The sequence below is a fragment of the Methanobacteriaceae archaeon genome (genome assembly GCA_013403005.1).
Taxonomy (GTDB): Archaea; Methanobacteriota; Methanobacteria; order Methanobacteriales; family Methanobacteriaceae; genus Methanobacterium.
Genome location: JACBOA010000013.1, coordinates 17,197 through 37,844 on the forward strand (window position 1 = coordinate 17,197; position 20,648 = coordinate 37,844).

A 20,648-nucleotide genomic window follows, 5' to 3' on the forward strand; every position below is an offset into this window, starting at 1 on the left:
GCTTAAATCATGGGGAGTTTAATATTAATAGAAAGGTGATCCTGTTTGAATGTTTTATTGTACTACCTAATTTTCTTTGCTGCCCTCTATTTTGTAGGAGTTATCTTCAGGAAAAAATTAAAAGTAGATGTTTATGGTCCTATACTTATGAGAAGGACCCAGAAAATGAGGGGATGGATTGATTACCTGGCCAATTTAAGTCCCAGATTCTGGCGTTGGAGCATGAACATAGGCATACCCATATCTATTTTCTGCATGGGTTTCTCTATTTATGGCATTGTTTTATCATTACAATACATGTTTCAAGCCCCCCAGGCTGCACTTCTCCTACCGGGAGTAGACATCCCTGGATCTCCCATATTCATCCCTATTTTTGCCGGGATAATCTCCGTAATTATACTGATGATTGTTCATGAGTTTGGACACGGAATTGTGGCCCGGGCTGATAGGGTGGGAATTAAATCTATTGGTGTGGTTTTGCTGGCAGTACTTCCTGGTGCATTTGTGGAATTAGATGAGGATGATGTTAAAAAAGCCAAAAGATCAGTTAAGCTTCGAATATATGCCGCTGGTTCCATGTTCAACCTGGCAACTGCAGCCATTGCCTGGGTTACTGTTATAATTCTAACTGCTTCTTTTATTCCCTACGCTTTCCAGTCTGATGGTCTGAAAATCACCAGTGTAACTCCTGGCGGCCCCTCGGAAGGCGTGCTTAAAGAAGGGATGGTTGTAACCAGTATTAATGGAGTTTCGGTTAACAACCGGGAAGCATACACCAACCTAATTTACAAAACAAAACCCGGAGACCAGCTAACTTATGTTACAGATAAGGGTACTTACACCATTACCACCACTGCACAACCCTATAATGCATCCATTGCCTACCCCGGAACTCGTAGTGAAACTCATTTGAAGGTTAAACCGGAAGTAGCCAATATCTATGGTGACACCCTCCCCTGGTTCTTGTACAATCTGGCAGATATAGCTCGCTGGGTGTATCTCTTAAACTTGATGGTGGGATTGTTCAACCTCATACCCATGAAACCCCTGGATGGGGGAATAATATTAGAGGAACTCCTGGGATACAAAATGCCAGAAAAGGTAGCAGGTAAAATAGTTTCAAGCGTGTCTGTAATTATGATCGGAATTGTAGGCTTACTCATTATATACGGAACAATCCCCGGAATAATGAAGATGTTCTAGGCCTCAAATCCCCTACAGAATTTTTTTTTAAGCATGAATAAACTCCTAAGATCCACCAACACTTGCATGAATTCTTCTTTAAACTCTTATTCAATTTTCATAGTCTAAAGATACCTATGAGTTCCTATCTAAATTCAGATTGGTGTTAATATTCAAGAAAATATAAAATAAATCAGTTAATGTTTTCTTTTGAATTAAAAAGCGTCTAATTAAAGATAAAAGGATGGTGAATTAATTAGGAGGATGAAAGATTATGATCATCCTCCTGAGGAGGGGTTTGATTAAATATTCACCACAAGCCGAATTAAAGGCTTTGTGGAAATTGATGCTTAAATTCATGAACAAGCAAAAGAATAATCAGATTATTCATTTCATCTAGATAAGTGTCTTCTTTTAATTTTTTAATTTATTTGCCTTAATTAATGATTATTTACCTAAAAAAAGAGAGAATTAAAAGTATCTCTCCAAAATCCCTTTTAGCATCCTGGCGTGTCTGGCCTCGTCCCGTGAGCTTTCATCAAAAAAGTCATGTGCCGGGTCAATTTCACACTCTTTAGCCTTTTTTGCTGCTGCTTTTTTCTCATTGTTGGCCATGGTTTCACCCTCCAGCATCATTTCCAAGTTCTCCTTGAGGGTGGGTTTTATCACTGCATTCATTTCTCCAAACTTGGCTGCGTGTTCTGCCTCTTCCCAGGCAATGGTTTTTAGAACTTCAGCCACCTCCGGCATACCTTCTCTTTGAGCCTGCCTAGCCATGGCCAAGTACATTCCCACTTCCTGGGTTTCTCCATTGAAATTGGCCTGTACTGCTTTTTCCAGATCAGTTCCTTTACAAATTCCAATTTTATGTTCATTTATCAATTCCATTTTAAATTCCTCCAATTCTTGTTAAAACGGTTTAATTTTCTTAAATTTTCCTAATTTTTTAATCAAATATCAATGATTACTGAAAGCATCTTCTACTCTGGCCATTAATTCTGGGAAGTTTCCAGGGTAAGCATTATCAACTAAAGCAACCTTATTATTCCCAATACTAAATATACGTTGTAGCTAGTTTTCTAGTGTGTAACCATGGTATTTTCGGATATCCCAGTCAAGGGCACCAACCCAGTATATTCCTTCTTTGATTCTTTTCCACTCTGCTTTCATGCTTTTTCACCAATTGATCTTTGATCTTTCTAAAATTTTTTGTGGACTTGATACACATTGGTTCGGATGTTCCCGAACGTACGTTACTATACGAACCACCATTTATATATTTTACTGTTCGTATGAAAGCGAACGTACTTATATATGCGAACGTTTAATATAGTAAGTGTGCAAATTATCATCATTAAATGGTCAGACATCTCTAACTGGCCCTTATTATTTGAGGGATATATATGGCCCCTGTAGAAAGCAAAAGCGGAATAAAAATATTTTCCACCAATTCTGGGATTAACATAATTCAAAGTCCGATTAAGGCACAGATCCTATCCCTGCTCAAAGAGGGGGGAATGAGTGGATCCCAGATAGTTTCATCCACCAAAAGATCCAAATCAACCATCTCGGCACACTTGCAGGATTTGGAAGATAACGGGATAATAGACTGGGTTATAGATCCAGAAGATCGTAGGAGGAAGATTTATTACATCAATTCCCGGTATTTAGGTGATGTTTCCCCGGAAAACAAAATTGAAGACAACATTGACCACTACCTTCAACAACAGATTTTAGAATCAGAAGATCCGTTAAAATTCTTCAGGTTCATGTTCAGAGCTATAAGAGTTTCCCTTATGGATGAAGGTATAAATATTGACCCAATATTACGCAATGCAGGTTTCAAAGTTGGCGAAACTTTCTATGAGAAATTAGAAACCCCGGATATCAATCAATTTATTGAAAACATCATTAAATTCTGGGAAAAGAACCAGTTAGGTCGGATAATAGTTAAAAGTACTGATCCCCTTATTATTCAGGCCTATGACTGTTTTGAATGTGAAGATCTGCCGCAAATTGGAAGGCCGGCTTGTGCTTTTGATTCTGGTGTTTTGGAGGCCTTTTTCTCCCGATTCTTCCAGGAAAAGGTGGAAGTGGAAGAGGTTAAATGTTTCGCCCAGGGTGATGATTACTGCCAGTTCATGGTTAAAACACAGCCCTCAAGAACATAAATGATTTATTGCTGTTAATAGGTGGTTAAAAGAAATAAATGGCCAGAAATGATACTTCAAGAGCAATGATGAGTGAAACTTATTTATTGATTATTTATTTGATAAAAAAAACTTAAATTTTTGTTAGAAATTCTTTAATGGCATCTGAAGTCTTTGATATATCTTTTGTACAGCCGTAATGTCCCCATATAGAATTATAAAGGAATAGTTCTGAATTTTCTAATCCCTCGTGTAAGGGGTTGATGCTGTACTTTTCATCTACAATCTGATCCTGATGTATCCCCAGTATAAGGCAGGGAATTTTGATTCGGGATATTTTATCACCTAAATCATGTCCTAACAGGGCATAATTTCTCCATACCAGATCATTGACATCCCACTCTCTGGCATCAGCTTTTCTATCCCTCACTCCCTGGATGAATTCATCTCTAGAATCAAAACATTCTTCATAGTTTTCAGGAGATAATGACCAGAGGTAACTCAGATATGCTGCTTTTTCCAAGGCCTTAACTGGATTTTGAGCATAATTACAATTTTTATATTCACAATCTCCCATAATGATTTGATTCATTAGTTGGTAAACTCCATACATCCGGTTTGAAATTCTGTGACTGGTGCCATTGAGTATCAGGAAATCCATGAAGTCAGGATATTCCAGTGCCCAGTTTAGAGCTTGAAATCCCCCCATAGATGTGCCCATAATACCCCTTAGATGTTCAACCCCCAAACCATTACTTATTAACTGATAATGTGATTTCACCATGTCCTTGATACTGTATTTAGGGAATTTCATCCCCAAACCAGTGGTTGAAGGGCTGGCTGAACCTGGAGAACCAAAAGCAGTGGGACTGATAACAAAGAATTTGCTGGTGTCAATGGCCTTACCCGGTCCAATTACGCTGCTTAATCTTTCCACAGATGTGCAGTCCCCACTCCAGCCATGCAGGTATAGAAAAGCATTTATAATTTTACCATTCTCATCCAGTTCTTCAACTCCTTGGGTGGTATATTCAAGGTTTAAATTTTTGAGAACCTCACCTGACCCCAATTGAAAGTCTTCTAGAATGAAATTTTTGATTTCTAACATGAAAATGGCCTCTAAACAAAAGCATCTATCATGAACTTTTGATTGACTCTGACCTATTAAGCTGAGCTATAAGAAGCTGAGCTATAAAATTATTATATCTCATTGGAATCTTTAAATTTGACTATGGTAGTTGAAAGGTATTTTCCGTTCTTTGCAAAGCCTTCAAAAATTTTTTCATTATCCATTCCACAATTTTGAACCGAAATAACCCTTTTATCCCTTGGATCCTTACTGATAATTTCCTCAAGCATTTCTGAGTGACGTGAGGTTTTCATAATGACTGCGGTATCAGCATGATCCATTATTTCCTCCAGTCGCTGGTCCACCTTAGGCACCACCACCATTATCTCATCCTTTTCACCCAGAGTGATGCCTGCACTGGCTGCACATCCCGTGAATGAAGTTATTCCCGGTATCATCTCCACATTATAACCCTTATCCTTGATTATCCTGGCTACATAGGAAAAAGTGCTGTAAATTGAAGGATCGCCCAGTGTAATAAAGCAAACATCACGTTCCATTTCCAGTTCACTTATCATAATTTCTGCAGCTTCAGCCCAGTAACGTTCCAACTCCCCCTTATCCTCTATCATTGGAAATAAAGGTTCAATAACCACATATTCACCATCCCTAGCATCAAGAATACCCTGAACAATTGAAAGTGCCACACTGGGCTTATTCTCAGATGATTTGGGAGCGCATATGACCGGCACAGTTTCCAATGTCTTAACTGCCTTAACAGTGAGTAATTCAGGGTCTCCAGGACCCACCCCAATACCAATGAGTTTCCCTTTATTCATACTTAAACACCACTAATTAAAATAATAAAGCAAATGTTATTTCACATTTTAATGACTATTTTAAATCTCATCCCTATTATGATTCAAATATCCATTTCTTAATTACTGAAATCTTCAGTCCGACCAATTTGATGTAATCCTTGTGTGACTAAGATTCACGGGACATAAAAATATATGCTCATGATGAAAGAATGAAAGGCAATGTAATCAAGACTAATTAAAGCTTTGCTAATTCAATTGAAAATGCTACTTGAGACTAACTGAATCTTTATCATGACTTATTAATAACAATGATTGAATGAATAAATGATTGAATGATTACCAGTATAAATATAAATCATTTATAATTTTAATTTTGATTCAATTCATAGCTAATACTATTAATAACTTAATTTTATAGAGTATTATTAACAATGCTGGGAAATGAATCTTTTAAAAGGTATTATCTAGAATAAAATTAATATAAACCCTTTTAAATGATATTATAATGCTTTAACTTAAATAAACACCATTAAAGCTGGTATAAGATTTTAATTTTAATAGAACCTCTTTTAAGGGTTTTGAAACTTTACCTATTTATACCATTACTAAAATATAAATCACCATGGATAATGGCTTTTTCTGTAACAAGTGCGGAATGATAAAAGACCGCTGCATATGCCCTCCTGGTAACTATTCCCCAGTTGAAACACCCAAAATATCAACATCAAGACTCAGAGCCCTTAAAAGACAGTACCCTGATATAGATGAGGATATCATTGAAAAATTTCCCTTCGAATCACCTCGTGAGGGTCAGCTGGAGATAATCGCTGAGATCCGCGATGCTATTGAACTCGGTTATTCCCACATAATCCTGGAGGCTGGAACTGGAACCGGTAAATCCGGAGTGGCCACCACCCTGGCCCGGATCTATCAGCCTGCTTATATTCTAACCATGACCAAACAATTGCAGGCCCAGTATGCTGCAGAGTTTGGCTATCCCCTGGTTAAAGGTCGAGGGAATTTTTTATGCCAGAACGAGGGTTTGGAAGTTAGTTGTGATATGGGAACCTGTCAAACTGTCCCCAGCACCCAGAAATTCGTCTGTGACTATGGAATCAGCAAATCCCCCTTTGATGGCCAGATGCATGCCTTTCAGGATGCCTTCGGATCACCCATATATTTCCGTTCCAGTGACCGGTGCCGTTACTGGGACCAGAAGGCCCAGGCAGTGGAAAGTTCCATAACCTTGATGAACTATGACTACGCCCTCCTGGAATTAAACTATGTGAAACATTTCGGAAAACGCAACCTCATGGTCCTGGACGAGGCCCATAATCTGGAAGATAAACTTATGAGACGTTTAGAGGTGAATCTTTACAATCGTAGATTAGAGCGTGAAATCAAAAAGACCATTCCCCCAAGCATGATGTCTCTTAAAGACCCTGAAGAATGGATATTATTTGTTGAATCACTTTACGATGATTATCAGAACATAGACCTTAAAAAAATTCCTAAAAACAAGGCAGACCGTATAAATCGCACCAAGATGAATTTGAGTGAACTTTCACGTAACCTTGAGAACAATCCTGATAATTGGGTGGTGGACACCAGTCCAGGAGGAGTTTCATTCAAACCCCTGCGGATTCACACCTATGCAAATGACCGGCTTTTCAACCACGCAGATATAAGACTATTTATGAGTGCCACCATTCTGGATCAGGATCTATTCTGCCAGTGGCTGGGTATAGAACCCGAGGAAACATATCAATTGAAAATAAAGAGTGTTTTCCCACCATCATCCCGGCCAGTTCACCTTAAACTGGTGGGGAACATGTCACACCGACTGATTAAGCGCACCGCCCCTAAAACACTGCCCGTGCTTGAGAAAATCATAGCACACCATAAATATGAAAAAGGACTTATTCACACCCATAACTACAAGTGTCAGCAGTATATTATTAAAAATCTAAAAAATCCCCGTTTAATGAGCCATAACCCTAAAAACAGGGAACATGTTCTGGGGAAATTCGAGGTGAGTAAAGAGCCCATGGTCCTGGTGAGCCCATCCATGAGTGAAGGAGTGGATTTACCGTATGAAAAGTGTCAGTTCCAAGTTATCTACAAAATACCATTTCCTTATTTGGGCGATCCGCAGATAAACCAGAGAAAACAGCAGGACCCCTCATGGTATGCTTATAAAACAATTATGACTCTTCTGCAAGCTTATGGTCGTGGGATGCGGGCGGAAGATGATTATTGTGAAACTTATATCCTGGATGGTAACTTTCGCATGTTACTGCGCAGCCCACTTTACCGGAAACTGGTGCCCAGCTTCTTCAAAGATGCCATACAACGAGAATAAGTTCCCCCTGATTATATCCAGTAAAAAGATAGTTTTAATATAAAGTTTCAATAAACCATGAAGCATCATAGGAATAATCATCATTATTTCCCTGGCAATACTTAAAATGAGAGGTATAATTAATGTCCGAACTTTCTAAGGTGGACATATACAAACAGATTGATGTTCTAAGGCAAAGTTTGCTGGACCTTACCATGAGGAACCAGCTCTTGAACTTCCGACCCCGAAGTATGACCGTGGAAGTCAAGGACGGGGATCTGGCTGAGATATACGACCGTCTGGTTCTTAAAAAAACCAAGAGAAAGCTTTTACAGTTCATTCCACGGAACGAAGGCACAACAGATAAGATTACTCTTAACAGAGAAAAATCTGATTTTGAAGAAGAAAACATAAAGAATGACTCCCTTAAAACTCTAAGCGTATCTGAAACAACTTCAAGAGATGAGGAGAAAAATCTGGAGAGAGAAAGTGTTTCTAGTGTTGAAAATGGAACCATAAAAATAGATACCTCTGATTTAATAGATGGACCGGATTCAGCAACATCTCCTGATTCAGATGGGGAAAATATAGATGATGAAGGACCCATCAAACAAGAACATGATTCCACCGTAAGCACAGATTCTGAATATGTTAGCACGGAAAAATCACTGCTGTGGGATTCACCTTCACCAGACCAGGAAACCCTGGAAAAAAATAAAGAAATCTTCCTATCCACTAATTTAACTCCTTCCGAGCTTCAACGCCGACTCTTTTACATTAATCAACGTGCCAGATCAGTGATGGAAGAACAGGGTTACAACATTTTATACCTGGCCCTGGGATTTTTAAAATGGAAAGAAGAAAACGGGAATGGCTTTCGTGAAGCACCATTACTGTTAATACCCGTAGAACTGGAACGTAAACGAGTTAAGGGTTCTTTTAAGCTCCGATGGACTGGGGAGGATATAATTGCCAACATATCCCTGCAGGCCAAGTTACTGGATTACGGGGTGGAATTGCTAGATTTTGAAATGCCCCACACTCCTGAAGGTGTAGAAGAATATTTAGAACTGGTTAGAGAATCCATTTCCCATAAAAGCGAATGGAAAGTCTTGGAGAAGATTTTCCTGGGTTTTTTCAGTTTCACTAAGTTCGTGATGTACAAGGACTTGGACCCTGAAAGCTGGCCTGAAGACATGCCCCTGGAAGAAAACCCCCTTATAAAAGCCATTTTTGATCCAGTGGAAGAAGATTTGGAGGCAGGGTTTAAGGAAGAACATGTCGATGAAGAACTCTCATCTGAAGATGTTTACCATGTTTTAGACGCGGATTCATCCCAGATAGCAGTTATAGAGGATGTGAAAAACGGCCGGGATTTGGTGGTAGAAGGACCCCCAGGAACAGGTAAATCTCAGACCATAGTGAACCTTATAGCAGAATTACTGGCACGAGGAAACACTGTGCTCTTTGTAAGTGAAAAAATGGCTGCTCTTGAAGTGGTTAAAGGTCGTCTGGATAGTGTTGGACTGGGAGAATTCTGTCTGGAACTTCACAGTAAAAAGTCCAATAAAAAGGATGTTCTGGAAAAACTGGAAAGTGTGCTAAGAAAACCCAATCCCCTAGACCTGGCACTGGAAGAAGATCTGAGCACCATAGAAGAGTTAAAAACTGATTTGAATGAATATGTGGCTCTGATCCATTCACCCTACGGTGCCATAGAGTGGACTCCCTACCAGTTTTTTGGACTTAAAGAGAAAGCCCTACACCATTTTGAAAAAAAAGGAAATAAATTACCGCGTTTCACAATGGATGACAGTGAATATTGCACTTTAAGAGAATGGCAGCGTACATTAAACAAATTTAAAGAATTAGGAGAATTATATAAGTTAGTGAAGCCTGTGGCCTACAATCCATGGAATTCAACCAGTCCAGATCCCATATTACCTGCTGAAGAAGAAGAAATCGAAGCCCTTTTAAGTGAAACTATTGAAAAATTGAATAAACTTAATTTAAAAGCTGAAAAACTTTCCAAAATAGCTGGAATTAAGATACCTGTGACTCTGGAAGAGATGGAACACTTAATTGCGGCTGTGGAAATAGTATCATCTTTCCCCTCCCTGGAAAGAGATCTTATTCTAAACACCCAATGGGACTATGACAAACTCAAAGTATACAATCTTATTAAAAGCCTTGAGGAATTCAAATCCAAGGAAAAAGGCCTTAAACGATTTAAAAATGGTGTTCTGGACGAGGATATTATATCACTTCAGAGGAACTTCCAAGAACAGAAACCTAAACTTCTCAAATTCTTAAGTGGAGATTTTAAGAAGGCCAAAAAAAGAATAGAAAAACTTTACCAGGGAAAAATTCCTGATGATGATGAAATAATACTTCAGGATTTGGAAGAGCTCATAAGATGCCAGGAACTACTGCTTAAAATTAGAAAGCAGGATGAACTAGCCCGATCACTCTTTGGTTCCCATTGGAAAGCTGAGAAAAGTGAAGCTGAGAATCTTAAAAATATATCTGAATGGATCCTCAAGTTTCGCAAAGCCCTTGAAGAGGGCAGGATAACTGAAAAAATTGTGCTGATACTGGACTCTGCAGAACAGCACGAAATAAAAAGGATCATCCAGGAAATGCACCGGTATTATGACCAGATCCTTCAGAACATGACCCAGTTAGATGGCTTCCTCCACTTTAATCATGATTCAGTATTTGGGGAAAACCTTACCAAAAGCCCCATTGAATATTTACTATCCCCGATTTCTCTTTTGAAATTGGGATTATCCAGTTTGCAGAACTGGTCCCGTTTCAGCTCATCCCGACTGGAGTGCCTGGAAACAGTGGGCTCTAAACTGGTGGAACTGGTGGATAAAGATGAAATAGAATCAGAAGATATTATACCCTGCTTGGAAGGTAATTTTGCAGACTCCATGCTGCGTAATCTCTTTTTAACGGAACCCACACTCTCCCGTTTCGTGGGAGAGGTTCATGAGAAAAAGATAAAAGAGTTCAGAGAACTTGATAGTAAAATAATAAAACTTAACCGCTTCCGAATAGCAGAGAAACTATACGAAAACCGTCCCTCAATTTCGAGCACTGCCTCACCACGTTCTGAACTGGGAGTTCTGAAAAGTGAATTCTCCCGTAAAAGGGGACATATGCCCATCAGGAAATTGTTATCCATCTGTGGTGGAATAATACAAACCATTAAACCCTGCTTTATGATGAGTCCCCTTTCCATTGCCCAGTACCTGGATCCCTACAGTGTGAAAAATCTGCGATTTGATTATGTAATTTTTGATGAAGCCAGCCAGGTGAAACCTGAAGACGCCTTAGGAGCACTTTTAAGGGCCAAGAATGCTGTTATTATGGGAGACACCCGGCAATTACCACCTACAACTTTTTTCGACATCTTGATTAATGTGGATAGTGATGATTATGACCTGGCAGTTCTGGCAGATATGGAGAGCATATTACACCTCTGTAAACGCAGCTTTCCCTCGAAAATGCTCCGCTGGCACTACCGCAGCAGGCACGAATCACTCATTGCAGTTAGTAATCAGGAATTTTATAACGACAACCTACTGATTTATCCCTCACCCAGCCAGGACTCCGATGAGTTGGGGCTGAAACTGGTGCACTTGCCAGACACGGTTTATGATCGGGGTAAAACTGCCACCAACCGTGCTGAGGCCAAAGAAGTTATTAAGGCTGTTTTTGAGCATTACCAGAGATATGGAGATACCAAAAGTCTGGGGGTGGGAACCTTTAACGTGCGCCAGCAGCAAGCCCTCCTGGAAGAACTGGAACTGCAACTTAAACTCAACCCCAGAATGGAGAAATACTTCAACCACAACTTGGAAGAACACTTCTTCATTAAAAACCTGGAAACGATCCAGGGAGATGAAAGGGACGTTATACTGGTTAGTGTAGGTTATGGATTCGATGCCGAAGGACGTTTGAGTCATAACTTCGGACCGGTGAACCAGGACGGGGGTGAGAGACGTTTAAATGTTTTGTTAACCAGAGCTCGGGAAAAATGTGTTATCTTCTCCAACTTCAGAGGAAAAGACTTGCAGTTGACAAGTACCGCACCTTTTGGCTTGCGTGCGCTCAAGGAGTTCCTGGAATACGCTGAGAAAAAAACCCTTACTAGGTCTGACCCCATTCAAAAAACCGTTGATTCTGCCTTTGAAGATGGAGTTTATGAATTTTTAGTTGAGAATGGATATGAAATTCATCGTCAGGTGGGTTGTGCTGGATTCAGAGTAGACATGGCCATTGTGGATCCAGAATACCCTGGACGTTACCTGTTGGGAATTGCCTGTGATGGATATATGTATCAGACCAGCAGGGTGGCCCGGGACAGGGACCGGCTGAGACAGCAGATTCTGGAAGGTCTGGGATGGAGATTATACCGTTTATGGTCCACTGACTGGTACCGGAACCGGGCCGAAGCCCAGAAACGATTATTAACCACAATTGAAGAACTTCTTTCTGAAGAACGTAAAGAAGAAGAGACCATTCCTCCCATAATTATCCCAGAGACTGAAGAAATCCAAGAACTTGAATTTGATACCTTAGAATCAAAAACTGAAGATAAATCCGAAATTGAAGTTCAGGACCAGCCTCAGGATGAAATACCAGAATACCAGATGTGTGAGGATCCAGGTGTGAATGTAACTGGAGACCTGCACAGCCAACCAGTGGGTGATGTGGCCCGGGCAGTTATGCAAGTAGTTAAAGATGAAGGACCCATCCACTATGATGAACTTGTTAAGCGTGTGAGAACATTCTGGGGACTCAGTAGGGCAGGGCGACGTGTGAAGAGTGTTATGAAGGAAGCAGTTCATTTAGGTGTGTTGGATGGTCAGATAATTCAGAAAGGAGACTTTTTGTATTACAAAGATGCTCCAGTGGTGGTGCGCAGGAGAACTGGTAAACCTCCTGCCCGTATGGATCTGATAAGTCCCGAGGAAATTGGTATGGCCGTGAAAATGGTGCTAAAATCCCAATACGCCACTGAGATGGATGAACTGATACGTGAAGTTTCAAGGCTCTTCGGAGCCAAAGTAACTAGAGGTCCAGCCATAACTCGGATAAAAAGTGTGATTAAAGATTTGATCACCGCAAAGGAGATTGAAAAACGCTCTGATGGGATGATTGATCTTATAAGAGGATAAATTTTCATGGTATGGTCTTTGTTTAAGAGATTTGATTTAAAATTGCAAGTTAACCACCATTATGATGCCCCTTTTCCGAATCACTCTGCATTTTAGCCGTTTTAATGTAAAAATAGTCTTCTTACTTTAATTTTCAAAATTTTCAAAATTCTTAAAGGCAATATTCATCCTGATTAAAATGCCCTTTTTCAAATAAATGCCATTTCAAATCTTCAAGGAGATATATTATCTTAAAGATCATCTAGAAAATTCCATACAAATTCCACATAACCTCTTTCTAACGGCTTAAAGTTTGACTATTCCAGCAGGTTTCATAGCAAGTTTCTCCAATTTCCTTAAAAGTTCTATATTTAACTTTAAAAAGGCTTTAAAGTTTATAAGTGGTTAAATTAAATATAAGGACATTATTTTAAAACCATTAGTGTAAAAACATAAAATGAGTATTATATAGAAGATAACTAAATGAATTAAGAAGAATAAAGGGGATTTTGATTGATGGAACAGAAAGCACAACCCAACCGATTTACTGAGGCACTTGGTGAAGAAGTTGATTCTGCCTTTAAAAAATTAGCCGCTGAGATATTAAAAGATGGTGCCCTATCTTTAAAGGAAAAAAGCATCATTGCTGTGGCCTGTGCCATTGCTGTGCGATGCGATCAGTGCACCAGGGTGCATAAAAAACAGGCTCTTAAACTGGGAGCAACCAAAAATGAAATCCTGGAAGCTGCTGCAGTTGCTGGACTGGTTCGTATGGGTTCTGGATTTAATACAGCCTACACACTTTTAGAAGAAGATTCTGAACCTGGCAAAAAATTACATTTTAAACCTCCGAAAAAACATGGCAAAATGAATAAGGCCGAACCAAACCGTTCGAAAACTCCTGAAAGAAAGCCCGACGGATATCTGAGCAGTATTATAGAAAAAAAATCGTCAAATAAAATTGAAAAAGAATAAGCGGACCTGGGGGGATTTGAACCCCCGACCTTGGGATCCGAAGTCCCACGTCATATTCCAGGCTAGACTACAGGCCCATAATAAATATGGTATTTTAATAGGCAAGTGACTAGTTAGGTCCTTTTCACTTATAAAACTATTCCTATGATGCTATAATTACCATTATTTGGGGGCTTTTGTTCACCATTTAAAGTGTTCAACATTTAAAGAATAGAATAAACCCCATAATTAACCATATAAAACAATACATTGTAAGTATTTTAAAAAAGAAAAATATTATTACTGATTTGGAGGAAATTAGTTTATCATGCCCCATTTCAGTTTATCATGACTTATTTCACCCTTTCAGTAATAATAACCAATATATTTTATTTTATCCGTTTAATTTTTAAACTGGCAAAGATTCATCAGATATACCCACACCCTCCATCAGAGATTCTCCAGGTTCATCTATAGTTTCTTTATAGATTAAAGCATAAGCTCTAGCTATAAATAGATCCATGTAGGGACAAACAATTATAGAAGCTAAAAAAATTCCTAGAATAGGTATAACAGATAATAAAACTGCTGCAGCCGCCAGAAGAATATTGATAACTCCCAGAATAATCATTATCACTATGAGGTTTAACCATCCTATTTTTTTTATTTTACTTGTGATCTCGGCAAATTCCAGGGCTGCATCTATTTTCCCCTGATAGGCCATATTGGAAAGGCCAATTACCATGATTAAGGTAACCCCGAATAATAATATCCCACCCACAATCAGGACAAGGGCCCCTGAAATCTTCATAAGAGATGACCCAACAATTACCATGAAGAAACCAAGTCCTATTATCATGGCCGGGATAAATCCATAAATTATTGCCACTACGAATACTTTCAGCCCATCTAAAAGCATTTGAGACCATTTATTAAATGTCGGGGCTTCATTTTCTCCTTTTATAGAAGTTTCCATTGCCCGTAGTCTATATCCCATTATAATAAAGTATGCTATAATCCCCGGAATTATAAGAATTAAAAGCAGCACTGAAATTCTGCTAAACCGACTTACACCAATAATACAAAACTGGTAAATCAAAAAAATTAAACCAAAGATCAGCAGGCGTTTCCAGTTAGAAACTGGATACTTAAACGATTCTGATAAAATGTTACCCATTTCCACTAAATCAACTCCTTAATAGATAATACCAAATAGGTATTACATTAGGAGTTGAGTCCTTATCATTAATAAATGTTATTATAGAAACAAATAGTAATACTGTTTATATATGGAGTTAAAAAAAATTAGGGGAGTTCTGTAAGTTAAGGGGTGTTGGACAGTTCATCAAAAATTTAAATTATTTTATTATAGTTCTATCAACAAATAAATACCCATTAAGGCAAAGATTATTTGTAAATATCACTAGCCCTCCCCAAATAACTTTACACCCAGTTCTTTTCAAGGGAATAAAAAAAAATTAAATAACAAATTTAAATAACAAATTTTTCAAGAAATTAATACGTTTATAATGTGTTAGGTCATAATACATTAAATATTTCACCATCTATGCCTTCTTTGTTCTTTATAAATCATTTTTTGCCATAATATTCAATTTTTAAAGGATCTGCTATTACCGCACCAATCAATATCCCCATGGATATGGCCACAAAGGTTAGAACCACCATAATCAGATTACTGGCAGAGGCAGGATATGCTTCACTTGCCAATGCAGCCAGAGTAATGAATCCCAGGGATCCTGGAACTAGAATCCAAAAAGAAGGTATGATTGACACATAATAAGGAGTTTTAAGCCTTGAACGTTCCAAATATGTTCCCACTATAGTCATAGTGGCAGAACCCAAAAATGCACCAAAAAGACCACCCAGAAGGTAATTACCTACCTGAAGTCCTGCAAATGTGGAAAATAACACAATAAAAACCCCTAACATATCACGATTGCGGATAGACATTAAAAGGTACATTCCCCCTGTGAAAATCAGGACTCCCGCATATGGAGCCCACCAACCCAGAGGAACAGCTAGATATGCCACCATATAAGCCCCTGGAGAAAGACCTACCACTTGAATTCCCATAATAACTCCGAAAAGCAAAAGAAGAAGTATTACAACTCCCTGAATCAGTCGACTGGCCCCTGATATAACATTGTTAGCAGCCAGTTCGTACATACCAGTTGCCAGCACAGCTCCGGGAATAAAGTAGGAAAGAGCTGGAACCAGTATAGTGAGTGATCCTCTTACCATTCCCTGCTTCACACAGAAAAAGAAGATTGCAGACACCATAAACGCGGTTAAAACAGGTGAAATAAGATTAAGCCTGGGTTTATCCTCAGAATATCCGATTATTAACCCCACAATAGCCCCTAAACCCCCACAGAGCAGTAATTCATTGATTGTGGGCAATAGTAGCATTCCCAAGCCAATGGAATAAATAGCATACCCCAGAATGTGTCTTATGTAGTTATGCTGGCGTTCGGCGTAGATTATTTCTTTAATTCTGTTAATACCCTGTTCTGGAGATATTTCAGCTTTTTCAGCCCTGTATATTAACTCGTATAACCGTGAAACCTGGTCCAATGGTAGCATTCCTGGTTTCTGTCCTGTGACTGCCAGGGCCTTGGAACTCCCATCTGAGATCTTGATAAGCACAAAGGTAGGAAAATCAATCACTTCCTGAGCTTTTACACCATAGGCCCGGCATATATTCTTTAAAATAGTTTCAATAGTCATTACCGCAATGCCTGCTAAAGTCATAGCCCTGGCTATCTCGGTTAAAAACTCCAGAAGTTTAGGAGGAAATTCACCCTCACTGGAAATGTTAGAAGGATTTATATTAGACGAAGTTCTGTCTGGAACCATTCAGATTACCCACCCCATATTAACAGGATTAATATACATATAGATGTTTCAATACATCTAATTGTTTTTTAAAGGATTATATTTTAGTTATAATGTAAGACTTAGATATAATGTAAGATTGTAAAGTCCACCCTGAAATTGTATGTTGACCATTAGGGGATGTATTTGATTGTGAAGTGTAGATTTTTTTAATGATGGGAGATAATAGGTTACTGGTATTTCCTTCAGAATCAAATTGAACAGATATTATTAAATCACAGATAAAAAGGATTTTTGGAGATTATAATGCTGGCAAAACGCATCATACCCTGCCTGGACTGCGATCTTAACGTTCCGCACGGCCGGGTAGTAAAAGGAATTGAATTTAAACAAATCCGCTACGCTGGAGAGCCTGTGGAACTGGCCACCAAATATTACGAGGATGGAGCAGATGAAATCGTGTTTCTGGACATCACTGCCTCCCATGAACGAAGGGAGACCATGGCCCATGTGATAGAGGCCACCACCGAGAACGTGTTCGTGCCCATCTGTGTGGGTGGGGGAATCAGAAAGCCCCAAGACTATGTGAACATGCTCAAGGCCGGTGCGGATAAATGTTCAACCAACACCGCAGCCATACACAACCCAGATCTAATAAACGAGGCTTCCAAGGTGGTGGGTAGTCAGGCCTGTGTCATAGGTATAGATGCCAAACGGCGCTACGTGGATGACCCTAAAGAGAAAGATGATCATGTGATAGTTGAAACTCCACAGGGTTACTGCTGGTATGACTGCAGCATCTACGGTGGTCGCGAATTCACAGGTATAGATGCGGTTAAATGGGCTATGGAGTGCCAGGAACGTGGCGCTGGTGAGATCCTCCTCACCAGCATGGACCGGGACGGGACCAAGGACGGTTATGATCTTCCTCTGAACCGGACTATGAGTGAAATGCTGGATATTCCCATAATTGCATCGGGTGGTGGTGGTAACCCGGAACATATCTATGAAGCTCTCACCAAAGGCAAAGCAGATGCCGCTTTAGCTGCCAGCATCTTCCACTTTGATGAGTATCCCGTGCAGGTGGTGAAGGAGTACTTGAAGAATAGGGGTGTTGCTGTTCGAATATGAATTCCCTACAAATTAACTCTCACCACATATCTAAACCATCACCAACTGTCACCAACCATCACTTCCCTCAACAAACTCTACTCGAGGCGTAGAATTTGAAGAAACGAAAACACGTCTTCCTGGATGATAAGGCCAAAATCGATAGATTAAAGCGGAAGTTAAAAAAATACGAACGATATAAATCTTATGGTGAGAAAACCCCTGAAGAAGATTTCCGTCTCCAGGAGAAGCTGGCCATGCTCAGTGTGGTTGCCAGTAACTTCATGATGACCGGTCACAGCCCCACCATGGTCCTGACCAAAAGAGAGGACGGGGACGAGGTTATGATGCCTGTGGGTGGTGGTCAGAAGGACCGGGCCCGTGAGATCATCTGCCAGGCAGATTTCCGTAAACTCTACCGTGGGGGTAAAGGCCGTAAAACTGATCCTCTAATGATCATAACTGCCATCTGCATGTACGTCATGAGACAGGATAACCCACGAAGAGGCGATATAAGGTATTCCAACGATTTTATTAGGAAAGTTGGAGTAACCAAGGAAATATATCAGCATATAAGTCAAAAACTGGAAGATAATCAAAATTCGTGATTTTTGATGTGTCGCTCTATATAGTGAAGCAAAATTTTAGCAGTGCCTACTTCTTTATTTTAATTTACCACTCCAGCCCTGAAAAATTAAATAATATTGAAATTTTTGAAATTTTCATCTTTTCAGATACGCTCTTCTATATAGCGATATAAAATTTTGCCTAGTTCTTTTTCAATTGTTTTCAAGATTTTAATCCCTTGATAAATTATTTTTTCCATAATTATTTTTCCATCAAATTCCATATCTGAAAAGCAAACTTGAATTGTGATAATTGCTCTTACGGGTATGCTATCTGAAATAAGGTCACTATTAAGCGTTTACTTAATATTTTTTTCTGGCAAGATATAGTGGGTCCATAATTGCAATACGAAGATTGAATCTATTAGGGGGCAGTTTCAATTTTTATCATCTATACTCATTAAGTAATGCTAATAGTCATGATGCTTTTAAAGTTTGGACAGATTCAGCCTTTAAATATTTTTATTGTTTGTATAATGACACTTCTAATGTCCAGAATCTGAAAATTGACAAAAATCAGCCCCATAATATACATAAAGTTTATATATGGGTTAAAAAGATAATTATAATTCACACCAGGGGGACAATTGATTTTCCAAGAGTTCCTATAAAATGGGGGTTTACAGTTTAAATCCATGGCGATTACTGTAGAAAAACAAGGGACCAAATACATTGAAACTGATCTTAAAGGGAGTCAACTCCTTCAATCTTCTCAACTAAACAAAGGTACTGCTTTTAGCTCTAAGGAAAGGGAATTATTTCATCTTATTGGACTTTTACCCCATTCCGTGGAAACTTTAGATGATCAACTCCAGCGGGCTTATCAACAGTTCACAGAACAGGCTGATGATCTTCAAAAAAATATTTTTCTAAATAACCTCTACAACACCAATGAAACTCTTTTTTTCCGTCTTATCCAGGAACACATCCAGGAAATGATGCCCATTATTTACACCCCCACTGCGGGTCTGGCCATTCAACGCTACAGTGACGAATTCCGAAAACCACGCGGAATTTATCTATCATACCCAGACCGGGAGCACATCGATGAAATTATTGATGAATGGGATGAAGATGAAATTGACCTAATCATTCTAACAGATTCTGAGCAGATACTGGGAATTGGAGACCAGGGAGCCAATGGAATAGGAATTTCAGTTGCCAAACTGGTGGTTTACACCTTGTGTGCCGGCATCAACCCCCGTAGAATGCTCCCTATTATGATTGATGTCGGCACCAATAATCCCCATCTGTTGGAAAATCCACTATATCTCGGCTGGCGCCATCCCCGTATAAACCGTGAAAAATATCATAAATTTGTTGAAACCGTGATTAATGCTATAAAAAATAAATTCTCCCATGTTTTCCTCCAATGGGAAGATTTCGGTAAGAAAAACGCCAGATACCATCTGGACAAGTATCAGGATGAAATGTGCACCTTCAATGATGATATACAGGGTACCGGGGCTGTTGCCATGGCCGCTCTTCTCAATGCTTTGAAATTATCCGGTACCCCCTTATCTCATCATCGGGTGCTAATCTACGGAGCTGGGACCGCAGGATGTGGAATTGCCGACCAGATATGGGAAAATATGGTAAAGGCCGGGATGAACCACCGGGAAGCATACAGTCGTTTCTATCTTATGGACAGCCAGGGACTGATAACTTCCCACCGGGAAGGTATAGATTATTTCAAAGTTCCCTATGCCCGTGAAGATTTAGAATTTTTGAATGCAGAGATAGATCTTAAAAACCTGTTAGATGTGGTGCGCCATGTGCAGCCCACTATTCTCATTGGCACCAGTACCGTGCCCGGAGCCTTTAACCAGGAAGTTATAACTGAAATGGCTTCCCATGTGGAACGACCTATAATATTCCCCTTATCAAATCCAATAACACTCATAGAAGCCCTTCCCAATGACATAATCCGATGGACTGGTGGTAAAGCCTTGATTGCCACGGGAAGCCCCTTTGATGATGTAATATTCAATGAGGATAGTTTTCCTATTTCCCAGTGCAACAATGCCCTGATATTCCCTGGACTGGGTTTGGGTATCATCAGCTGCCAGGCGGAAAGAGTTACCTCTGGAATGATGGATGCCGCCATAGGAGAACTTGCCAGTGCAGTTGATTTGAAAGATTCCCGTTTGCTCCCTGAAATTTCCGAGCTCAGGATAGTTAGTAAAAAAATAGGCGTTGCTGTAGCCAGACAGGCTATCCTGGAAGGAGTAAGCAGCTATTCCCTGGAGAATGTTGAAAAAAGAGTGGAATCTAACATCTGGAAGGCAGCTTATGTACCTTACAAACCCCTTAATCTGAAAAATTCCAAATAATTTACAATTTTTACAATTTATTCTTAATCCCAACCATG

General features: G+C 39.4%; 13 protein-coding genes and 1 tRNA gene. 8 read left to right on the forward strand and 6 right to left on the reverse strand.

Annotated elements, in window-relative coordinates; translation table 11 throughout:
• The first annotated feature begins 45 nt into the window (after positions 1-45).
• A complete protein-coding gene (locus tag HVN35_08890; protein NYB52658.1) occupies positions 46-1,203 on the forward strand; it encodes a site-2 protease family protein in 1,158 nt (385 codons plus the stop codon).
• Between the two features lie 450 nt (positions 1,204-1,653).
• Here the strand turns inward: HVN35_08890 and HVN35_08895 are convergent, their stop codons facing one another.
• Positions 1,654-2,070, reverse strand: coding sequence for a rubrerythrin family protein (locus HVN35_08895; GenBank protein NYB52659.1), 417 nt, complete (start codon positions 2,068-2,070; stop codon positions 1,654-1,656).
• A gap of 515 nt (positions 2,071-2,585) precedes the next feature.
• Between HVN35_08895 and HVN35_08900 the strand changes: the two genes are divergently transcribed.
• On the forward strand, positions 2,586-3,353 hold the full coding sequence (locus HVN35_08900) for an ArsR family transcriptional regulator (protein ID NYB52660.1): 768 nt from the start codon (positions 2,586-2,588) through the stop codon (positions 3,351-3,353).
• A gap of 112 nt (positions 3,354-3,465) precedes the next feature.
• On the opposite strand, the gene HVN35_08905 is transcribed toward HVN35_08900, so the two are convergent.
• Both HVN35_08905 and cobI read right to left on the reverse strand, forming a co-directional pair.
• Positions 3,466-4,440 (reverse strand): alpha/beta fold hydrolase, encoded by a 975-nt coding sequence (locus HVN35_08905; protein NYB52661.1) that lies wholly within the window; start codon positions 4,438-4,440, stop codon positions 3,466-3,468.
• Positions 4,441-4,532: 92 nt separating this feature from the next.
• On the reverse strand, positions 4,533-5,240 hold the full coding sequence (gene cobI, locus HVN35_08910) for a precorrin-2 C(20)-methyltransferase (GenBank protein NYB52662.1): 708 nt from the start codon (positions 5,238-5,240) through the stop codon (positions 4,533-4,535).
• A gap of 604 nt (positions 5,241-5,844) precedes the next feature.
• On the opposite strand from cobI, the gene HVN35_08915 reads away from it, so the two are divergent.
• From HVN35_08915 to HVN35_08925, 3 genes are all read left to right on the forward strand, one after another.
• Entirely contained in the window at positions 5,845-7,584 is a 1,740-nt protein-coding gene (locus HVN35_08915) for an ATP-dependent DNA helicase (protein NYB52663.1), read from the forward strand.
• A gap of 122 nt (positions 7,585-7,706) precedes the next feature.
• The gene (locus HVN35_08920) at positions 7,707-12,752 is read left to right on the forward strand and encodes a DUF3320 domain-containing protein (GenBank protein NYB52664.1); all 5,046 of its coding nucleotides are present in this window, start codon (positions 7,707-7,709) and stop codon (positions 12,750-12,752) included.
• Positions 12,753-13,247: 495 nt separating this feature from the next.
• Entirely contained in the window at positions 13,248-13,706 is a 459-nt protein-coding gene (locus tag HVN35_08925) for a carboxymuconolactone decarboxylase family protein (protein NYB52665.1), read from the forward strand.
• Position 13,707: 1 nt separating this feature from the next.
• On the opposite strand, the gene HVN35_08930 is transcribed toward HVN35_08925, so the two are convergent.
• The 3 genes from HVN35_08930 to HVN35_08940 all read right to left on the reverse strand — a co-directional run bounded on the left by HVN35_08930 (position 13,708) and on the right by HVN35_08940 (position 16,562).
• Positions 13,708-13,783, reverse strand: a tRNA-Arg gene (locus HVN35_08930).
• 311 nt (positions 13,784-14,094) lie between these two features.
• Positions 14,095-14,868 carry a DUF4013 domain-containing protein gene (locus tag HVN35_08935; protein ID NYB52666.1) on the reverse strand — a complete coding sequence of 258 codons (774 nt, stop codon included), beginning with the start codon at positions 14,866-14,868 and terminating at the stop codon, positions 14,095-14,097.
• Positions 14,869-15,275: 407 nt separating this feature from the next.
• Positions 15,276-16,562: a threonine/serine exporter family protein gene (locus HVN35_08940; GenBank protein ID NYB52667.1), complete on the reverse strand. Its 1,287-nt coding sequence runs from the start codon at positions 16,560-16,562 to the stop codon at positions 15,276-15,278.
• Between the two features lie 285 nt (positions 16,563-16,847).
• Between HVN35_08940 and hisF the strand changes: the two genes are divergently transcribed.
• From hisF to HVN35_08955, 3 genes are all read left to right on the forward strand, one after another.
• The gene (gene hisF / locus HVN35_08945; protein NYB52668.1) at positions 16,848-17,672 is read left to right on the forward strand and encodes an imidazole glycerol phosphate synthase subunit HisF; all 825 of its coding nucleotides are present in this window, start codon (positions 16,848-16,850) and stop codon (positions 17,670-17,672) included.
• A 95-nt stretch (positions 17,673-17,767) separates the two neighbouring features.
• Positions 17,768-18,259 (forward strand): hypothetical protein, encoded by a 492-nt coding sequence (locus HVN35_08950; GenBank protein NYB52669.1) that lies wholly within the window; start codon positions 17,768-17,770, stop codon positions 18,257-18,259.
• Positions 18,260-18,912: 653 nt separating this feature from the next.
• Positions 18,913-20,610: an NAD-dependent malic enzyme gene (locus HVN35_08955; GenBank protein NYB52670.1), complete on the forward strand. Its 1,698-nt coding sequence runs from the start codon at positions 18,913-18,915 to the stop codon at positions 20,608-20,610.
• The last annotated feature ends 38 nt before the right edge of the window (positions 20,611-20,648 follow it).